The following is a 12,764-nucleotide window of genomic DNA, read 5'->3' as shown; positions in this document are numbered from 1 at the left end:
CTCGGGTTCGGTGCGACTGGGGTCTGTCTCTGCTTCTATTATAGCGCGTATCCTGTTGTGCTGCAACACATTTCGCTAACGTTCTTGCAGATCAGAGCGTGTTTCATAGCTTCCATTTCCTGATATATGCCGATCTCGTAGGCGCTGAGGTGTGGGTCCAGTTGTCCGGCGATAGAACTGCCGCGAAATAAGCGCAGCGCGTGGCTGTTGTGTCGACGGACTGCTTGACGCTCACCCCAGCGCTTCGAGACACTGTCGGCCCAGGAAATGCGCCCGACCGCACCCAAAGAGTCAAAACTGTTGGCAGTCCTGACATTTCCATCCCCGTTGGGTCAACGCGCAGGTGCGGCTTTAGCCGCACTCCTGGCAGTGCACGCTCACGTATCGAGACCCGGCCAGCAGCTCGGCCACGTCCCTGTCCAGGATCCTTGCCGACCCGAACGCCTCTTGGCACCAGCGGCAGTACCTCGAGGTCTCGTCGTGCCGCACAGGCCGCCCGCACCCAAGGAACTGGCACAGGTCGATGTCGGCAGCAACAGAGAAGACATGTCCTTCATAGCTTTTCGTAGACATACCATTACTATACCTGGTATAGTAATGGTATGGGAAGAACCTCCGGAACACTGAGCAAAGATCAGCGCTGGCTCTGCTACGCCGTCGGCGGCTGGCAGATGCTCGACTGCCTCATCGACCCCGCGACCGGTATCTCCCGCCTGATGCAGTCGATGGCCGGATCGTCTGACGGTCAACCCGATGACGAAGGTCCGGACTGGCTGCGCGAGGGCTTTCGCTGCGCGTACGGGACTATCGCCTCGGGCATGTCCTACAGCCGTAATCACCACAGCTCAGTCGTGGTCACCACCGCCGAGCTGGCCGCGTTCGCCGCCACCCTGCCCTCCGACCTGATCGCCGAGATGAAGCACTGCCGTCACCGCTACCAGTCGGTGCGGGTGGCCCGGTGGGACTGGTGCAACTGCGGAGGCCGCTGCGGCCGCGACAAGCGGCACTACACCCCTACTGAGTACCGCGAAGAACTCGACCTGGCCCACCACACCCTCAGCGAGGAGAAACGGCTGCTGCGCATTGCTTTCGGGATTGACGCTATGGCCGAACCCGATGACCTGTTCGACCTGCTCGCCCTCACCGACCACTGATCGAAAGGACGTATCTCATGGCCAGTTATAGCGTCTACTTCCACGACGGCACCTACATCAGCGACATGACAGTCGCCGACGCCGCCCAAGCCGCCCGACGCGGCGAAGACGGCAGCGGCAAGCAGGTCGTCGGCGTCATCGACACCGACCTGTTCGGTATCGACTGCGGCAGTGACGCCGCCCGCGCCATCCGCCTGGCCATGCTCGGAGGCGACAGCTGATGACTCTCCAACTCGACCTCTTCGAGATGGCCGCCGCCGACGCCCAGGCCGAACGCGAAACCCACGGCATCCCCACCCTGTACGCCTTCGACTCCGACGATCTGGCCGACTACGACCGCGTCTTCGGCCAATGGCAACAGGACTGGGGCCGCTTCAACTCCATCGCGGTGTCTCATGCCTGGCGGTTCGCCATCAGCGACTCGTTCTGCCGTCCCCGCCCGATGAACGGATGCCAGCCGGTGATCATGCACGCGCACACCGGCTGCCACCACCACCGCTGGACCGAACAGTGCTTGTGCGTCGGCGCCTACAACAGCCCCTTTCGCGCCCGGTGCCGCGGTTGCACCTGGCGCTCGGAGCTGGTGGCCAGCGAAACCGACGCTGTGCTTGCTGCTCTGGACCATTCGCACCCCGGCTGGCGCGACAGCCCCATCGTCGGATCACGCCCCTTCGACGGCACCAAGAAGCAGCAACGGTGGGACGTCGAAGTCGCCGGCCTCTACGGCGATCGCCCCGACGGCTGGCCCATCATCACCGCCCGCCCAGGAGACGGTGATCGCGCCGTTCCCGGCCGCTCCCCCTGGGGCGGCTACGACATCGACGCACGCTCCCTCACCCCACCCGCCTGAACCAAGGAGATACCCGTGGACTACGTCCAGGCCCCCGCCATCGCCACACTCACGCTCCCCCAGACTCATGCCCAGGTCATCGCTACCGGAGAGCACTTCATCCTCTGGTGGACCGACTGCGGGGCAAAAGACTGGGCCGAAGCCCACCACGACCTCGGTACCGCACTCAGTCGCCTTGCCGTGCTGCACCACTGCGTGACCAACGGTGAGGGCTTCGCCCACACCGACCCCGCCGACTTCGCGGCGGCCGCCGCAGCATTCCTCGCATCGGCCATCACCCAGCCCGCGCCGGCCTCGTGATGTCAGGAGCCCATGTGACACTAGAAATCTCTGCAACCACACAACAGAATCAGCACCGGGGGGCCACATGCTGACCGCACTCACCAGCACCATCGAACCAACGCCAACGATGTTCGGCGAAGCACTCCTGACGATCCTCTACATCATCAGCGCACTCACCATCCTCGCCAGCGTCGGAATCCTCGAAACCGCCAAACGTCGGGACCGGAAATGGTGGAACCAAGCCGTCACCGGAGACCCCAACGACCCGCACACGGCCAACCTACCCACCACCCTGCTGCGCATCATCGACCTCGCGCACTACGCCTGGTGGCCAGCAGCCCTCGGCGCCGCCGCCGGCCTCGCCGCCATCTGGATCTCAACCACACCCACCCAAATGGCCGTAGCAGGCGCCCTCACCCTCGCCGCGATCGCCACCGCCAGCTACACCCACACAGCCCGCGAACGCATCACCGACCGAACTCACAGCGATGGCAATTGAACGCACACTCGAGCGCCTGGCCGCATCACGGCCGCGCCGAGCGCTCACTCTCGACTCCATGGTCGCCCTGGTCTCCCGACTCGGCCACCCCCTGACGATCGACCAATCCTCGGCCGTCAAATCCGCCTACCAACGCGCCCTACGCCGTACCTCCCCTACGCTGAATGACCTTGCACAGGAACTGCGGCGATCACCAGCCACTAGGTCGGTATAGTCGCAGCGATGACCGACTCCACCAAAGACACCGAACTCGCAGCACTACGCGACACCGTCAAGGACCTGGACGAGGCAAAACAAGCGGTGAACGATCTACTGGCACAACGCGACACGCATATAATCGCCGCCAAACAGGCCGGGGCATCCTGGAAAGAACTCCAGCAAGACGGCGACCTCACCCCCGGTGGCCTCCGCAAAGTTCTACAACGGCACGACCTGCTTTGACGGGCGGTTAGCTGCGCTGCCCCGGAATTGGCCCCAGGTAGTGGAGGCCATAGTCCGTAGCCATCGTTTCTAGAATCAGTTTGCGGCCCTGGTCATCTACCAGGACGTCCCGTTCCTCTTTGACCGACATCCTCGGACCGTCTCCATCCCGTGTGACCAGCATTAGGGCGGTTGCTGCAGTGTTGTTACGGCACGTGTACTTGATCCCACGGGCTTCTTCCTGCGCCAGGAGGATCTTGGTGCCGATCTCGCGACAGTCCGTGTACACATCGGCGCCACCGCACAGCAGTGAAGCATCCAAATTCAGCGCGAGAGCGTGCTGACCGTAGATCGCTGCAACAAGTATGTCTTCCTCTAGCTCCATCGTCGCGATCTTCTTATCCTTCAACCACATGTGCCGAGCGATGCCGCTCTTAGGGATGTTGACGTTTCGCAAGATGCCTTCAGCCACGGCACCGGTCACAGACTCAGCAACGTAGGTGTATCCCCCAAGTTCCGTGGCCGCCGGCTCGAACCGGCCCTGTAGCGGATAGCCCAAATTCACGAAGGTTGGATTGTAAGAGTTCGCAGCGTAAGGCGCGAACGTCGGCAGAATGCGGTGCAAGAGTGTCCCGGCAGGCACCTTTTCAAGGGTCGCGAGCCGCCCATTGAAGTCGTTGGTAGGCATGTCAGACCATGCCTTGTTCCGCGAGGTCGAACGCTATGTCGACCATCTTCTCCGAGATACCCTCGGCAGTCAGCAACAGATCGACTGGTCGAGAGTCATGGAACGACGGCTCAGGTGAGTACCACCAATCGAGGGCGCCCCACGGGTCTGCGCTGCATTCGAGCCGCCGGTTGGCGTAGGCGACGATCGGGATAATCTCTTTGCGTTCAGTATCGACCTGAAACTTAGGGTATCGGTACTGGTTGCCGACCTTGACGCCTAAGAGTTCGTTGGATTCCCTGCGCTGCTTCGCTATTGAGCGATGACCACTGTTAGTTGGCGATAGAAGCTCACCAATTTCTCGCGAGCCATATGTATCGTTCGTTGTCACTGGCAAGGTGTACTCGAGAGTTCCAGTGGGGGCGTCAAGTTCAACCATCTCGGGCGCTGCTTGCTCATGTGCTCGTGCCTCGGTCAGCAACCGGCGGAACAAGTCGAGATTCTGCTCGGCGGCCTCCACGGCCTTCTCCAGTTCCGCAACCCTCGAACTGGTCGATCCGGACCCGCCGCCAGCGAAGCTATTGCCGGGCTCACCCGACTCGGTTCCCGCCGATCTCGGCGGTGATGAGATCCCGCCTCGCACTTCTTCGGTTGGGGCAGCTGCTTCATTTAAGGCCTTCTCCGCTGACGAGACCTGTTCTTCCACAGCGGAAGTAGTATGGGAGCGCTGGGCGGCCACGTCCGGTCCCTCGGCGAGTGAGTTGTAGATCTCGGTTGCCACCTTAAAGTAGATCTCGGCAGCGTTCCGCAGCTCTTGCGGAGTTAGCTTGGTACGCAGATCTTCGACGGTTGAGGGGACATCTTCCGGCAACCCTGCGATTCGCTGGTGGGTTCCCTCGATAGAGCCCAGCGGGGTGCCGAGTTTCTCAAACTGCGCGTACGCTCGCTCCTCGAAACGCGCGTGCGCCTGGGCGAGCCAATGGTTGTGGAACTTAGACGTTGACTCGCCGACACCGACAACGCCGTGGTCGAAGTCGTGGTCGAATACCAGCGCGGCATCTGGCTCAAGCTCCCAGCTGTCGCGATGGTTCAAGGCAATATCCTGGTGTACCAATCCCTTTCGAGTCCAGAAGGATTTCAAGCGCGACTGGGCGAACATCCGCTCTGCGTTCGTTGAGAGACGCGCAGTGGTCGAGTCACTAAGACGTGGAGGATCACCAAACGTGGTGACTGCTATCAGCATGGGTAAAACGTTGCGATGCAGAACGTGTTCGGCGCCGATCTTGGCGAATAGAGCATCCGGAACGATCGGCATGGTCGGCACAGCCACCGTAGGTAAAACGGGTGCACCGATCCCGCAGTCCAAGCGTCGGCGTTCGTACCGGGCGTACAACGTATTGCGTTCCGCCTCGCTCCAGCACCCCGCGTCGAGGAGCTTCAGAACCTCGAGCGTGCCCCAGTAGTCCGGGCAAGAATCGCCTGTCCTCGCGTACATGCTCATACCGACTCCACTACGTTCGCAACGTTCTATTAGAACAAGCGTAGCAAACGTAGGGCACGTAAGCCGCAGGTTCGCTACCCCGGCACTCACCAGGCCACAGCGAAACTTCGGCGAAGTGCCATAAACGAACGTTTTCGGGACAGTCCGCAATCGGAACGCCCTTCGCGGGCGACGCAAGTGCCAAAACTCATGTCATAAATCTATGACTCACAACCTGCCATGTCGTTGAGTTATGGAACACTTCGAGCCATGGGCGAGCTATTTGGGTACGCGAGGGTGTCAACGGCCGAGCAAACCGCGCAGGCCCAGAGCGACGCTCTGACGGCCGCCGGCTGTTCCCAAGTGTGGATTGACACCGCCAGCGGAGCGACCACTGCCCGACCTCAACTCGATGACCTCCTGGGCGACCTCCGCGCCGGTGACACCCTCGTGGTTTGGCGGCTGGACCGCCTGGGTCGATCTCTGCGCCATCTCCTCGAGACTGTGGAAGCGCTCGAGAACCGGGGTGTCGGGTTTCGCTCCCTCACCGAGTCCATCGACACCACCACCTCCGGCGGCCGACTCATCTTCGCCATCTTCGGAGCGATCGCCGAGTTCGAACGCAACCTCATCCGCGAACGAACACAGATCGGTCTAACAGCAGCCAGGGCACGCGGCCGCACAGGCGGCAGACCACCTGTCATGACCCCAGCCAAAATCCGCCAAGCAAAACGCATGCGCAACAATGGTATTCATATGTCTGAGATAGCCGAGGTCTTAGGGGTTGGACGAACCACACTGTATCGGCACTTGACTTGAACGCACATACCGTGGTCGACGAACAGATGAGAAGGAAGCCAGTTGCCTAGAACAGGCCCGAAGCCCGGATCGGTCGCACGGTTTCGTGCCCATCGCGAGTACGAGGAACGAAAAGACGCCGCGAACAACGCCCTGATGGGGTTGCTTGCTGGCGCGCAGCTGTCGGCGCATTTTCTTCAGCTGACTCGCGGCTCGGATCTGCTACTCCCAGACATCTTTCCAAACATCGCACATATCAAGCGATTCAGTCTTCGCTCCGATCGAGCGGCAGACATTCTCGGGGCAGCCGACGCCCACCTCGGCATGATGGCAGTCCCCTATGTTCTGTCCCTGCACGAAGACTATCTGCGTACCTGTGCCGAGCTACTGCGAGCCGAGGGACTATGCAACAAAGCAGCTGCCAGCGCCAACCTCAACGAACTCCACGCGAACATCGCCAAAGCCACAGGGCAGGCGTACACCTCGGACATCATCGCCTACATCGACGCACTACGACTTATGCGCAACTGCGTCATTCACAACGGCGGCCAGGTCAGTCAACAACTTCTCGACAGTTTGACGACGTGGAATCAACAGCTCAAAGACGGCTGGTACGCAAACGCCAAGCGAGACCCCACGATCTTGTCGCTGAACGACGTCATCGAGTTCGGACACGGCGAGATGATCACAGTGTTGGCCGTGACCAAGCGCCTCGATCGGGAGACCAACATCATGCTTCAAACATCCCTGCCTCGCGATACCTGGGCCGACATGGTGATCGCCGACGTCGAGGAACAGACCCCCTCGCTATGCATCAAGAACCCCGAGCTCGCGCTGCGCAAAGCAACGGGCATCGCCCGGCATCACTATCTCCCGCTCGGCCTGGCGGTCACCGAACTCAAGGCCGCGGTCGCAAGGCAGTAAAAATGAACGACGCCGCGACGGGAGTACTCCCTGAGCGGCGCCGTTCTCTATTTTTTCTTTTCTTTTACAAAGCGGGGCTCTACGACTTGAGCTATCCAACTCCAAAGGAGTCAGACCGGAATGTTAGACCCGGATCTCCGCGCTTCTGTGGAACGCCCGGTTGCGAACCGGCAGGCCTGATAGCCCGCTCCCTGCCAACACTGTACCAAACTCGGCGGGAACCGGGCAGCAGCAAGTTCTCCGTCACCGTCTCTCGTGCCGCGCCACGCCTCGGCCGTTTGCCGCCCCGCCGTCGAGGGACCCTCTCAGACGGGAAGTCAGCCTTCGCAGCACCTTGACGGAGAAAATTCTGATGACCCCCGATCGATAGTCTTGCTTGCATTGTGGTTCTGCGCTGAATCGGATGGTCGATGAAGGCTGCTCCCCGAATTGTGGTTGCCTACCTGACGGGCGAGGTCGACAACGACCTCCCGCCGACCCCGAGAAAAAAGCGCGGCGGTTGCGGATAGCTGAAGACTTGTGTCGCAGCCAAAGTCCGAGATGTAACCAGTTTTGGTGACACCGGTAGCCGTATAGATCCGAACCACAACTGTTTTCGACTTTCGGCTATTGTCCTGGCATGACGATGAAGGGGATTACTACACGTGTACTGGTGACGTTCGCAGCTTTGGCTGCGTTGTTGCTGGCTACACCGGGAGCAGCATCGGCAGGACCGGCACCGAAGTTGGGTGTCCTGGGGGACGACATCTGGGTGGTCGGCAACAACGCTCTGTGCCACGGCGCAATTCACGTCGGTATTGACACCGACCCCACCAAACCCGCACAGGCCACCGCCTGGCTGACCTCACGCGGATTCAACGGCGTTCAGCCTGAGTGGAGCCGGAACCCGACCTGCAAGATCAACGTGGCGATCGGCTGGTGGTTCGGGACGCAGTATCGCGAGAAGGTCGTGCCGCTGACCGTGGGGCCACGTCCCGGCGCGCCGGTACGAGTTGATCTGCGGGGCGTCGGTCAAGGCCTTCAGCTGATGTCGTTCACGACGCACCCTGACCTCAACAAGGGTGTGTCGTATTACGTCATTATCCCCTAACCCGTAACCCTCTCAACCAGATACACGAGTGCCCCCGGCTGTCACTGCAGACGGGGGCGCTCTAGTCAGCCGTGCGTTCTTGCGTGGATCTCGGGGCATCTGATGGCCGATGCGCCTCGCATGGGTCCCGTGGTACGTTGCAGATCCCGTCCGGGCTGGGTAGCGGCATGTACTGCCGCGCCGCCCGGGCTGGGTTTCTACGGGCCGCTGTTCGCGTCTGCGAGCGTTCGGCCAAAGACGCCACTATCGTTGGCCAGTAAATGTTTTGGATGCTCCCAGGACGACTGCTTTGGTCCATATATTGGCGTTGAGCCCACCCTGGCGCTCGAGGATCTTGGCCCAAAGATGATGCATTGTGGGCGCGTGCAGTGTCAGTTGTTCGTTGATCGCGGCGTGCAGCTCGTCCGAACTCAAGGTTGCCGATGCTGGACAGTAGCTCTCGACGAGAGCGATGGTTCTGGCGAGAATCTCTGGCGTGGTGCTCCCGTGGACCGTTTCGCCATGGTCGGCCTTGAGTGAGACGTGTTCGCGCTGTACCTCGACCTACAGAGCTGGGCTGCCATCGAACCTGAACGATGGGCTCGCTGGACGGCACCATGCCCCATCCCACCGGCTGCTACCTCCGGATACGCACGAGGGCGCCGCCGCCAGACCGAACGCATCGCTCACCGCACTCGCGACCGGCAACCAATGCTCCCCGCCATGATTGCCCATGTCGAGCGTGAACGGCGAAGGACACTCGAGTTGCTGACACGCGGCGACTCCGCGGCGATCGGTGAGACATTCGAGCATGACGGCAGAAAGTTCACCCGGGTGGCCTTTGACCGCGACCACAAAAACACGAATCGAATGGGCACGGCCCGCGTTCGAGTCGTCAACGCTGCCACCGGTGTGACTACCAGTCTTCAAGATGCCGAGGACCGCGCATTCTGGGACTGGGCGCTACTCGGAGTGCTCCGGCTCGCTGGAGTTCGGCAAGAGGAACTCCTAGAGTTGACACAATTGAGCGTCCGCCAGTACACCCGTCCCGGGGGCGAGGTGATTGCCCTCCTAGTCATCGCGCCATCGAAAACCGATCGCGAACGTGTCATACCGATGTCGACCGAGTTGTTCCACATCATCGCGGCGATCATCGGCCGGCACACCTCTGGCGGCCGGAAAATCACTGCACTGCAGCGGTTCGACCCGTACGAATCCACCATCGGGCCAGCCCTTCCCTACCTCTTCCAGAACACGCTAGGACCGGTAGCGCGCTGCAACAGCAGCGCATGGATGGGCGCTTCACTCGCCCGCATCTGCGACGCAGTCGTAGCAGAGCACCCAGAATTCACGGGCCTTCGATTCACACCACACGATCTGCGTCGGCTTTTTGCGACCGAGCTAGTGAACAACGGCCTGCCCATCCATATCGGAGCCGCCGTGCTCGGCCACACCAATCTGCAAACAACCCGCGGTTACGTTGCAGTATTCGACGAGGACGTCGTTCAGCACTATCAGCAGTACCTCGAACACCGCAGATCACAACGTGATTCCGAGGAGTACCGTCCCGCCACCACGGGCGAGTGGAGCGAGTTCGAGCAACACTTCGACAAACGAAAAGTCGAACTGGGAACCTGCGGCCGGCCCTACGGCACCCCGTGTACACACGAACACGCCTGCATCCGCTGCCCGATGCTGCACGTCAGCCCAAACATGCTCGACCGGCTAAACGAACTCGAAGCAGACCTGCACACCCGCCGAACCATAGCCCAAGCAAAGGGATGGATCGGCGAGATCGAAGGCCTCACGATCACACTGTCATTCCTGGCCCAGAAGCGCACCGACCTCGAACGTCTAAATCCCATTACGTCTACGCCACTGGGCATTCCGGCCGTCGGAGTTCCCCTCTAGCACGTCACCGCAACGACTGGCTGATCTTGCGGCCAGGCAGTCCAACTCTGGTGCACTGCTGCGAGCGCGGGCAAGCTCCCGGTCCTAGGAACTGAACGTTGGCGGTCCGCTGTGTGGTCGTTGTAGTTGCGCGAAGGCACTGGTTGCCGCCAGTGTCTGTAGGGCGTCGAACAGCTGGTCGCCCTCGCCGTCGTCGGGGATGGCTGTAAGTACGGGCCCGAAGAAGCACTGTCCGTTGAGGCACATGATCGGGCTACCACCAGAGTCACCGAGACTGTCTTGGCTTTCCTGGTGAGCTACGCGCACTGCACTGTCGTAGGTGGAGTCGTTGAGACTGTCGGCGAGCTGGGGATCGAGGCCGCTCTCGGAGAGCGCTTCGGCCACCATTGCTGTGGTGACGTCGGCACTCTGGTGGTGCACACGCTGACCCAGGGCGGTGTAGAGCGGTCCGAGTGCGCTGTCGCCTGCCCTGTCATGCGCAGCGGCCAGGACACGGCCCAGTTGCTGGGACTTCCATGTGGTGCCGTTGTTGCTCGGGAACATCAGATCCCTCGTTGAGCACTGCCAAACTCATCTGCCGCCAATCAATCTCGACGTCGCGGCGCTGTGCGGTGTTGAGCAGCCACCGGGAGGCAGCCCACGCGAACGGGCATGCTGGGTCAAAGTAGAACGTTATTGCGCTCATAGGTACTCCTTCAGGTCGCGAACTGTTGGACGTGCTGGCTCACTTGGAGGCTGCGGCTTCCAGCGCGGCGATGGCAGCCGAGAGTTTGGCTGATGCATCGGTGGCCACCGGCGCGAGTTCGGCTTCCCCGGAGACCTCGACCATCAGGTCGGGGTTCATGGCTTCAACGATCGAGTTCGATGGATTGGTGGGGTCTGTGCGGACTACGACGTTGCAGGGCAGCAGCAGTCCGATCTGCCTTTTGACTCCCAGTGCGCGGTGCGCCAGGGGTGGATTACAGGCTCCGAGGATGAGGTAGTTCTCCATATCCACATCGAGTTTTGTCTTCAGGGTGTCTTTGACGTTGATCTCGGTGAGGATCCCAAAACCCTGGTCAGCAAGTGCGGCGCGGGTTCGTGCGACGGCCTCGTCGAACGGGAGGTTGAGAACAGTGGAGATGGACAGTGACATAACAGCTTTCCTTCCGGATGGGTGTACGTGGTCAGATCTAGCGGAGTTCGGTGTTGCGTGGTAGTCCCAGGCGGTGCATGAACAGGCTGGCCGGGCACCAGCCGACGGCGGCGAACAGCAGTAGATTCAGTGCTACGAATGCGGTCAGCAGCAGCCACCAGGTCGACAAGCCAGTAGCCAGGGCCAGGCTCACAAGAATCATGAATCCTGCCAGAAGTGGCACTGCTCGGTCGACCGTCCACCTAGCGGTAGTTGTTCGATTGTTCATCGGGAAGAGGCCCTTTCTGGTGGGTGCTCAGTGGGAAAACGAGATCGCGGGCAGAACTTTTTGGAGCCAGGTCGGTGACCACCATGCTGCCCGCCCGGTCAGGCGCAGCAGAGCCGGTAGCAGCATCAGCCTGATCAGGACTGCGTCGAGCAGAACGGCAACACCGAGGATGATGCCCATCTCTTTGGGCGGCAACGGGTCCGCCAGTGCGAAGGTGAAGAACACGGCGACCATCACCGCTGCCGCGGCGAAGATGATGCGTCCCGAATGAGCCATGCCGTCGATCTGCGCAGCATCGGCATCGCCGGTGCGTTCAAAGTGTTCTTTGGCCGTGGCAAGCAGGAAGACGGTGTAGTCCATGGCGATGGCAAAGATCATCGCGAAGAAAAACACCGGTCCCCAGCCGTCAAGGAAGCCTTGCGGAGTGAACCCAAGCAGCCCGGACAGGTGGCCGTCCTGAAAGATCAGTTTCGCGACACCGAACGCAGCCGCCGTCGACAAGAGGCTGACGACGGTGCCGATCAAAGCGATCAGCGGGGCTTGTAGCGAGACCAACAGTAGGACGAACCCGAGGACCAAGATGATGCCCACGATCAGCGGGAAGTAGTCGTTGAGGGCCTGTTGCAGATCGAGGTTCTCGGCCGGGGCGCCGCCGACCAGTGCATCAGCGGGGAGTCCGTGGCGCAGGTCATCGACGATGGTGCCGAGTTGGGCATCAGAGGGATCGACCGCAGGCAGTGCTTGCAGCATCACGTAGTCGGTGTCGTCGAGCGCCGGTAGCGGAGGGGTGACCATGCTGATGCCGGGTGTCTGTGCCGCCGCCGTGGCAGCCTGCTGCGCCTGGGCCGAGGGTGCAACGATCTGGAGCATGCCGGGGGCGCCCTCGCCCATCTGCTGCTGAACCAGTTCATAACCCTGGCGCACTGGCGCATCCTCGGGGACCACCGAGATCGACGGCATAGCCACTTTGAGCCCGATGACCGGGATGGCCAGCACGATCAGAACGGCCAGCGAACCGAGTGCGAACGGCCACGGGTGGTCGTGCAGGATCTTGCCCCACCGTTCGAACAGCGGCGAACGATGCTGCTGGCGTTTGGCGTACGGGAGCGAAGCAGCGTTCACCTTCGAACCCATTGCGCCTAGCGTGGCCGGGAGCACGTCAACGTAGCGGCGAGAACAAACGTCACCGCGAGCATGATGCCCACAGCCATGGTCCGCACCGCCGGAGCCGGCACCAGCAACACCGCCGACAAACTCACCAACACGGTCAGGCCCGACAGCACCACAGCTTTACCGGCGGTATCCAT

16 protein-coding genes and 1 pseudogene are annotated in these 12,764 nt (G+C 61.4%); 10 read left to right on the top strand and 7 right to left on the bottom strand.

The window, feature by feature from the left end:
- Positions 1 to 602: 602 nt before the first annotated feature.
- The 6 genes from ACVWY6_RS23575 (at position 603) to ACVWY6_RS23550 (ending at position 3,226) form a co-directional block, all read left to right on the top strand.
- Positions 603 to 1,154 carry a hypothetical protein gene (locus tag ACVWY6_RS23575; protein ID WP_051722067.1) on the top strand — a complete coding sequence of 184 codons (552 nt, stop codon included), beginning with the start codon at positions 603 to 605 and terminating at the stop codon, positions 1,152 to 1,154.
- A 17-nt stretch (positions 1,155 to 1,171) separates the two neighbouring features.
- Positions 1,172 to 1,375, top strand: coding sequence for a hypothetical protein (locus ACVWY6_RS23570; RefSeq protein WP_030175440.1), 204 nt, complete (start codon positions 1,172 to 1,174; stop codon positions 1,373 to 1,375).
- A complete protein-coding gene (locus tag ACVWY6_RS23565; RefSeq protein ID WP_030175438.1) occupies positions 1,375 to 2,004 on the top strand; it encodes a DUF6349 family protein in 630 nt (209 codons plus the stop codon). Before ACVWY6_RS23570 ends, ACVWY6_RS23565 begins: the two co-directional genes overlap by 1 nt.
- Positions 2,005 to 2,019: 15 nt before the next feature.
- A complete protein-coding gene (locus ACVWY6_RS23560) occupies positions 2,020 to 2,304 on the top strand; it encodes a hypothetical protein (protein WP_030175435.1) in 285 nt (94 codons plus the stop codon).
- Positions 2,305 to 2,371: 67 nt separating this feature from the next.
- Positions 2,372 to 2,785 carry a hypothetical protein gene (locus ACVWY6_RS23555; RefSeq protein ID WP_030175433.1) on the top strand — a complete coding sequence of 138 codons (414 nt, stop codon included), beginning with the start codon at positions 2,372 to 2,374 and terminating at the stop codon, positions 2,783 to 2,785.
- Positions 2,786 to 3,007: 222 nt separating this feature from the next.
- Positions 3,008 to 3,226 carry a hypothetical protein gene (locus ACVWY6_RS23550; protein ID WP_030175431.1) on the top strand — a complete coding sequence of 73 codons (219 nt, stop codon included), beginning with the start codon at positions 3,008 to 3,010 and terminating at the stop codon, positions 3,224 to 3,226.
- A gap of 7 nt (positions 3,227 to 3,233) precedes the next feature.
- Here the strand turns inward: ACVWY6_RS23550 and ACVWY6_RS23545 are convergent, their stop codons facing one another.
- The gene (locus ACVWY6_RS23545) at positions 3,234 to 3,893 is read right to left on the bottom strand and encodes an RES family NAD+ phosphorylase (RefSeq protein WP_030175428.1); all 660 of its coding nucleotides are present in this window, start codon (positions 3,891 to 3,893) and stop codon (positions 3,234 to 3,236) included.
- A gap of 1 nt (position 3,894) precedes the next feature.
- Positions 3,895 to 5,373: a hypothetical protein gene (locus ACVWY6_RS23540; protein ID WP_051722066.1), complete on the bottom strand. Its 1,479-nt coding sequence runs from the start codon at positions 5,371 to 5,373 to the stop codon at positions 3,895 to 3,897.
- 249 nt (positions 5,374 to 5,622) lie between these two features.
- Here ACVWY6_RS23540 and ACVWY6_RS23535 point away from each other — a divergent pair, with 249 nt between their 5' ends.
- From ACVWY6_RS23535 to ACVWY6_RS23520, 4 genes are all read left to right on the top strand, one after another.
- The gene (locus ACVWY6_RS23535; protein ID WP_030175422.1) at positions 5,623 to 6,171 is read left to right on the top strand and encodes a recombinase family protein; all 549 of its coding nucleotides are present in this window, start codon (positions 5,623 to 5,625) and stop codon (positions 6,169 to 6,171) included.
- Between the two features lie 42 nt (positions 6,172 to 6,213).
- Positions 6,214 to 7,074 carry a hypothetical protein gene (locus tag ACVWY6_RS23530; RefSeq protein ID WP_030175420.1) on the top strand — a complete coding sequence of 287 codons (861 nt, stop codon included), beginning with the start codon at positions 6,214 to 6,216 and terminating at the stop codon, positions 7,072 to 7,074.
- Positions 7,075 to 7,726: 652 nt separating this feature from the next.
- Positions 7,727 to 8,164, top strand: a complete 438-nt coding sequence (locus ACVWY6_RS23525) for a hypothetical protein (protein ID WP_457541419.1) — start codon at positions 7,727 to 7,729, stop codon at positions 8,162 to 8,164.
- 702 nt (positions 8,165 to 8,866) lie between these two features.
- On the top strand, positions 8,867 to 10,054 hold the full coding sequence (locus ACVWY6_RS23520) for a tyrosine-type recombinase/integrase (RefSeq protein WP_197038137.1): 1,188 nt from the start codon (positions 8,867 to 8,869) through the stop codon (positions 10,052 to 10,054).
- Between the two features lie 84 nt (positions 10,055 to 10,138).
- On the opposite strand, the gene ACVWY6_RS23515 is transcribed toward ACVWY6_RS23520, so the two are convergent.
- The 5 genes and pseudogenes from ACVWY6_RS23515 to ACVWY6_RS23495 form a co-directional block, all read right to left on the bottom strand.
- A complete protein-coding gene (locus tag ACVWY6_RS23515) occupies positions 10,139 to 10,597 on the bottom strand; it encodes a mycothiol-dependent nitroreductase Rv2466c family protein (RefSeq protein WP_197038136.1) in 459 nt (152 codons plus the stop codon).
- Positions 10,527 to 10,739, bottom strand: a complete 213-nt coding sequence (locus tag ACVWY6_RS23510) for a DsbA family protein (protein WP_353582244.1) — start codon at positions 10,737 to 10,739, stop codon at positions 10,527 to 10,529. Before ACVWY6_RS23510 ends, ACVWY6_RS23515 begins: the two co-directional genes overlap by 71 nt.
- 39 nt (positions 10,740 to 10,778) lie before the next feature.
- Positions 10,779 to 11,189 carry a DUF302 domain-containing protein gene (locus ACVWY6_RS23505; protein ID WP_030175406.1) on the bottom strand — a complete coding sequence of 137 codons (411 nt, stop codon included), beginning with the start codon at positions 11,187 to 11,189 and terminating at the stop codon, positions 10,779 to 10,781.
- 37 nt (positions 11,190 to 11,226) lie between these two features.
- Positions 11,227 to 11,457, bottom strand: a complete 231-nt coding sequence (locus ACVWY6_RS23500) for a YgaP family membrane protein (RefSeq protein WP_030175397.1) — start codon at positions 11,455 to 11,457, stop codon at positions 11,227 to 11,229.
- Between the two features lie 27 nt (positions 11,458 to 11,484).
- Positions 11,485 to 12,764: pseudogene (locus tag ACVWY6_RS23495) on the bottom strand (MMPL family transporter); the annotation flags it as partial.

The sequence above is a fragment of the Williamsia sp. R60 genome (assembly GCF_054063855.1).
Note: the sequence above shows the minus strand (reverse complement) of the source record. Positions and strands in the feature narration are given on the sequence as shown.

What these genes read in the sequence shown, in the direction of transcription:
- ACVWY6_RS23550 (WP_030175431.1), top strand. Translation starts at nt 3,008, where the DNA reads ATGACCGACTCCACCAAAGACACCGAACTCGCAGCACTACGCGACACC.
- ACVWY6_RS23540 (WP_051722066.1), bottom strand. Translation starts at nt 5,373, where the DNA reads ATGAGCATGTACGCGAGGACAGGCGATTCTTGCCCGGACTACTGGGGC.
- ACVWY6_RS23545 (WP_030175428.1), bottom strand. Translation starts at nt 3,893, where the DNA reads ATGCCTACCAACGACTTCAATGGGCGGCTCGCGACCCTTGAAAAGGTG.
- ACVWY6_RS23535 (WP_030175422.1), top strand. Translation starts at nt 5,623, where the DNA reads ATGGGCGAGCTATTTGGGTACGCGAGGGTGTCAACGGCCGAGCAAACC.
- ACVWY6_RS23505 (WP_030175406.1), bottom strand. Translation starts at nt 11,189, where the DNA reads ATGTCACTGTCCATCTCCACTGTTCTCAACCTCCCGTTCGACGAGGCC.
- ACVWY6_RS23500 (WP_030175397.1), bottom strand. Translation starts at nt 11,457, where the DNA reads ATGAACAATCGAACAACTACCGCTAGGTGGACGGTCGACCGAGCAGTG.
- ACVWY6_RS23510 (WP_353582244.1), bottom strand. Translation starts at nt 10,739, where the DNA reads ATGAGCGCAATAACGTTCTACTTTGACCCAGCATGCCCGTTCGCGTGG.
- ACVWY6_RS23515 (WP_197038136.1), bottom strand. Translation starts at nt 10,597, where the DNA reads ATGTTCCCGAGCAACAACGGCACCACATGGAAGTCCCAGCAACTGGGC.
- ACVWY6_RS23565 (WP_030175438.1), top strand. Translation starts at nt 1,375, where the DNA reads ATGACTCTCCAACTCGACCTCTTCGAGATGGCCGCCGCCGACGCCCAG.
- ACVWY6_RS23570 (WP_030175440.1), top strand. Translation starts at nt 1,172, where the DNA reads ATGGCCAGTTATAGCGTCTACTTCCACGACGGCACCTACATCAGCGAC.
- ACVWY6_RS23520 (WP_197038137.1), top strand. Translation starts at nt 8,867, where the DNA reads ATGATTGCCCATGTCGAGCGTGAACGGCGAAGGACACTCGAGTTGCTG.
- ACVWY6_RS23575 (WP_051722067.1), top strand. Translation starts at nt 603, where the DNA reads ATGGGAAGAACCTCCGGAACACTGAGCAAAGATCAGCGCTGGCTCTGC.
- ACVWY6_RS23555 (WP_030175433.1), top strand. Translation starts at nt 2,372, where the DNA reads ATGCTGACCGCACTCACCAGCACCATCGAACCAACGCCAACGATGTTC.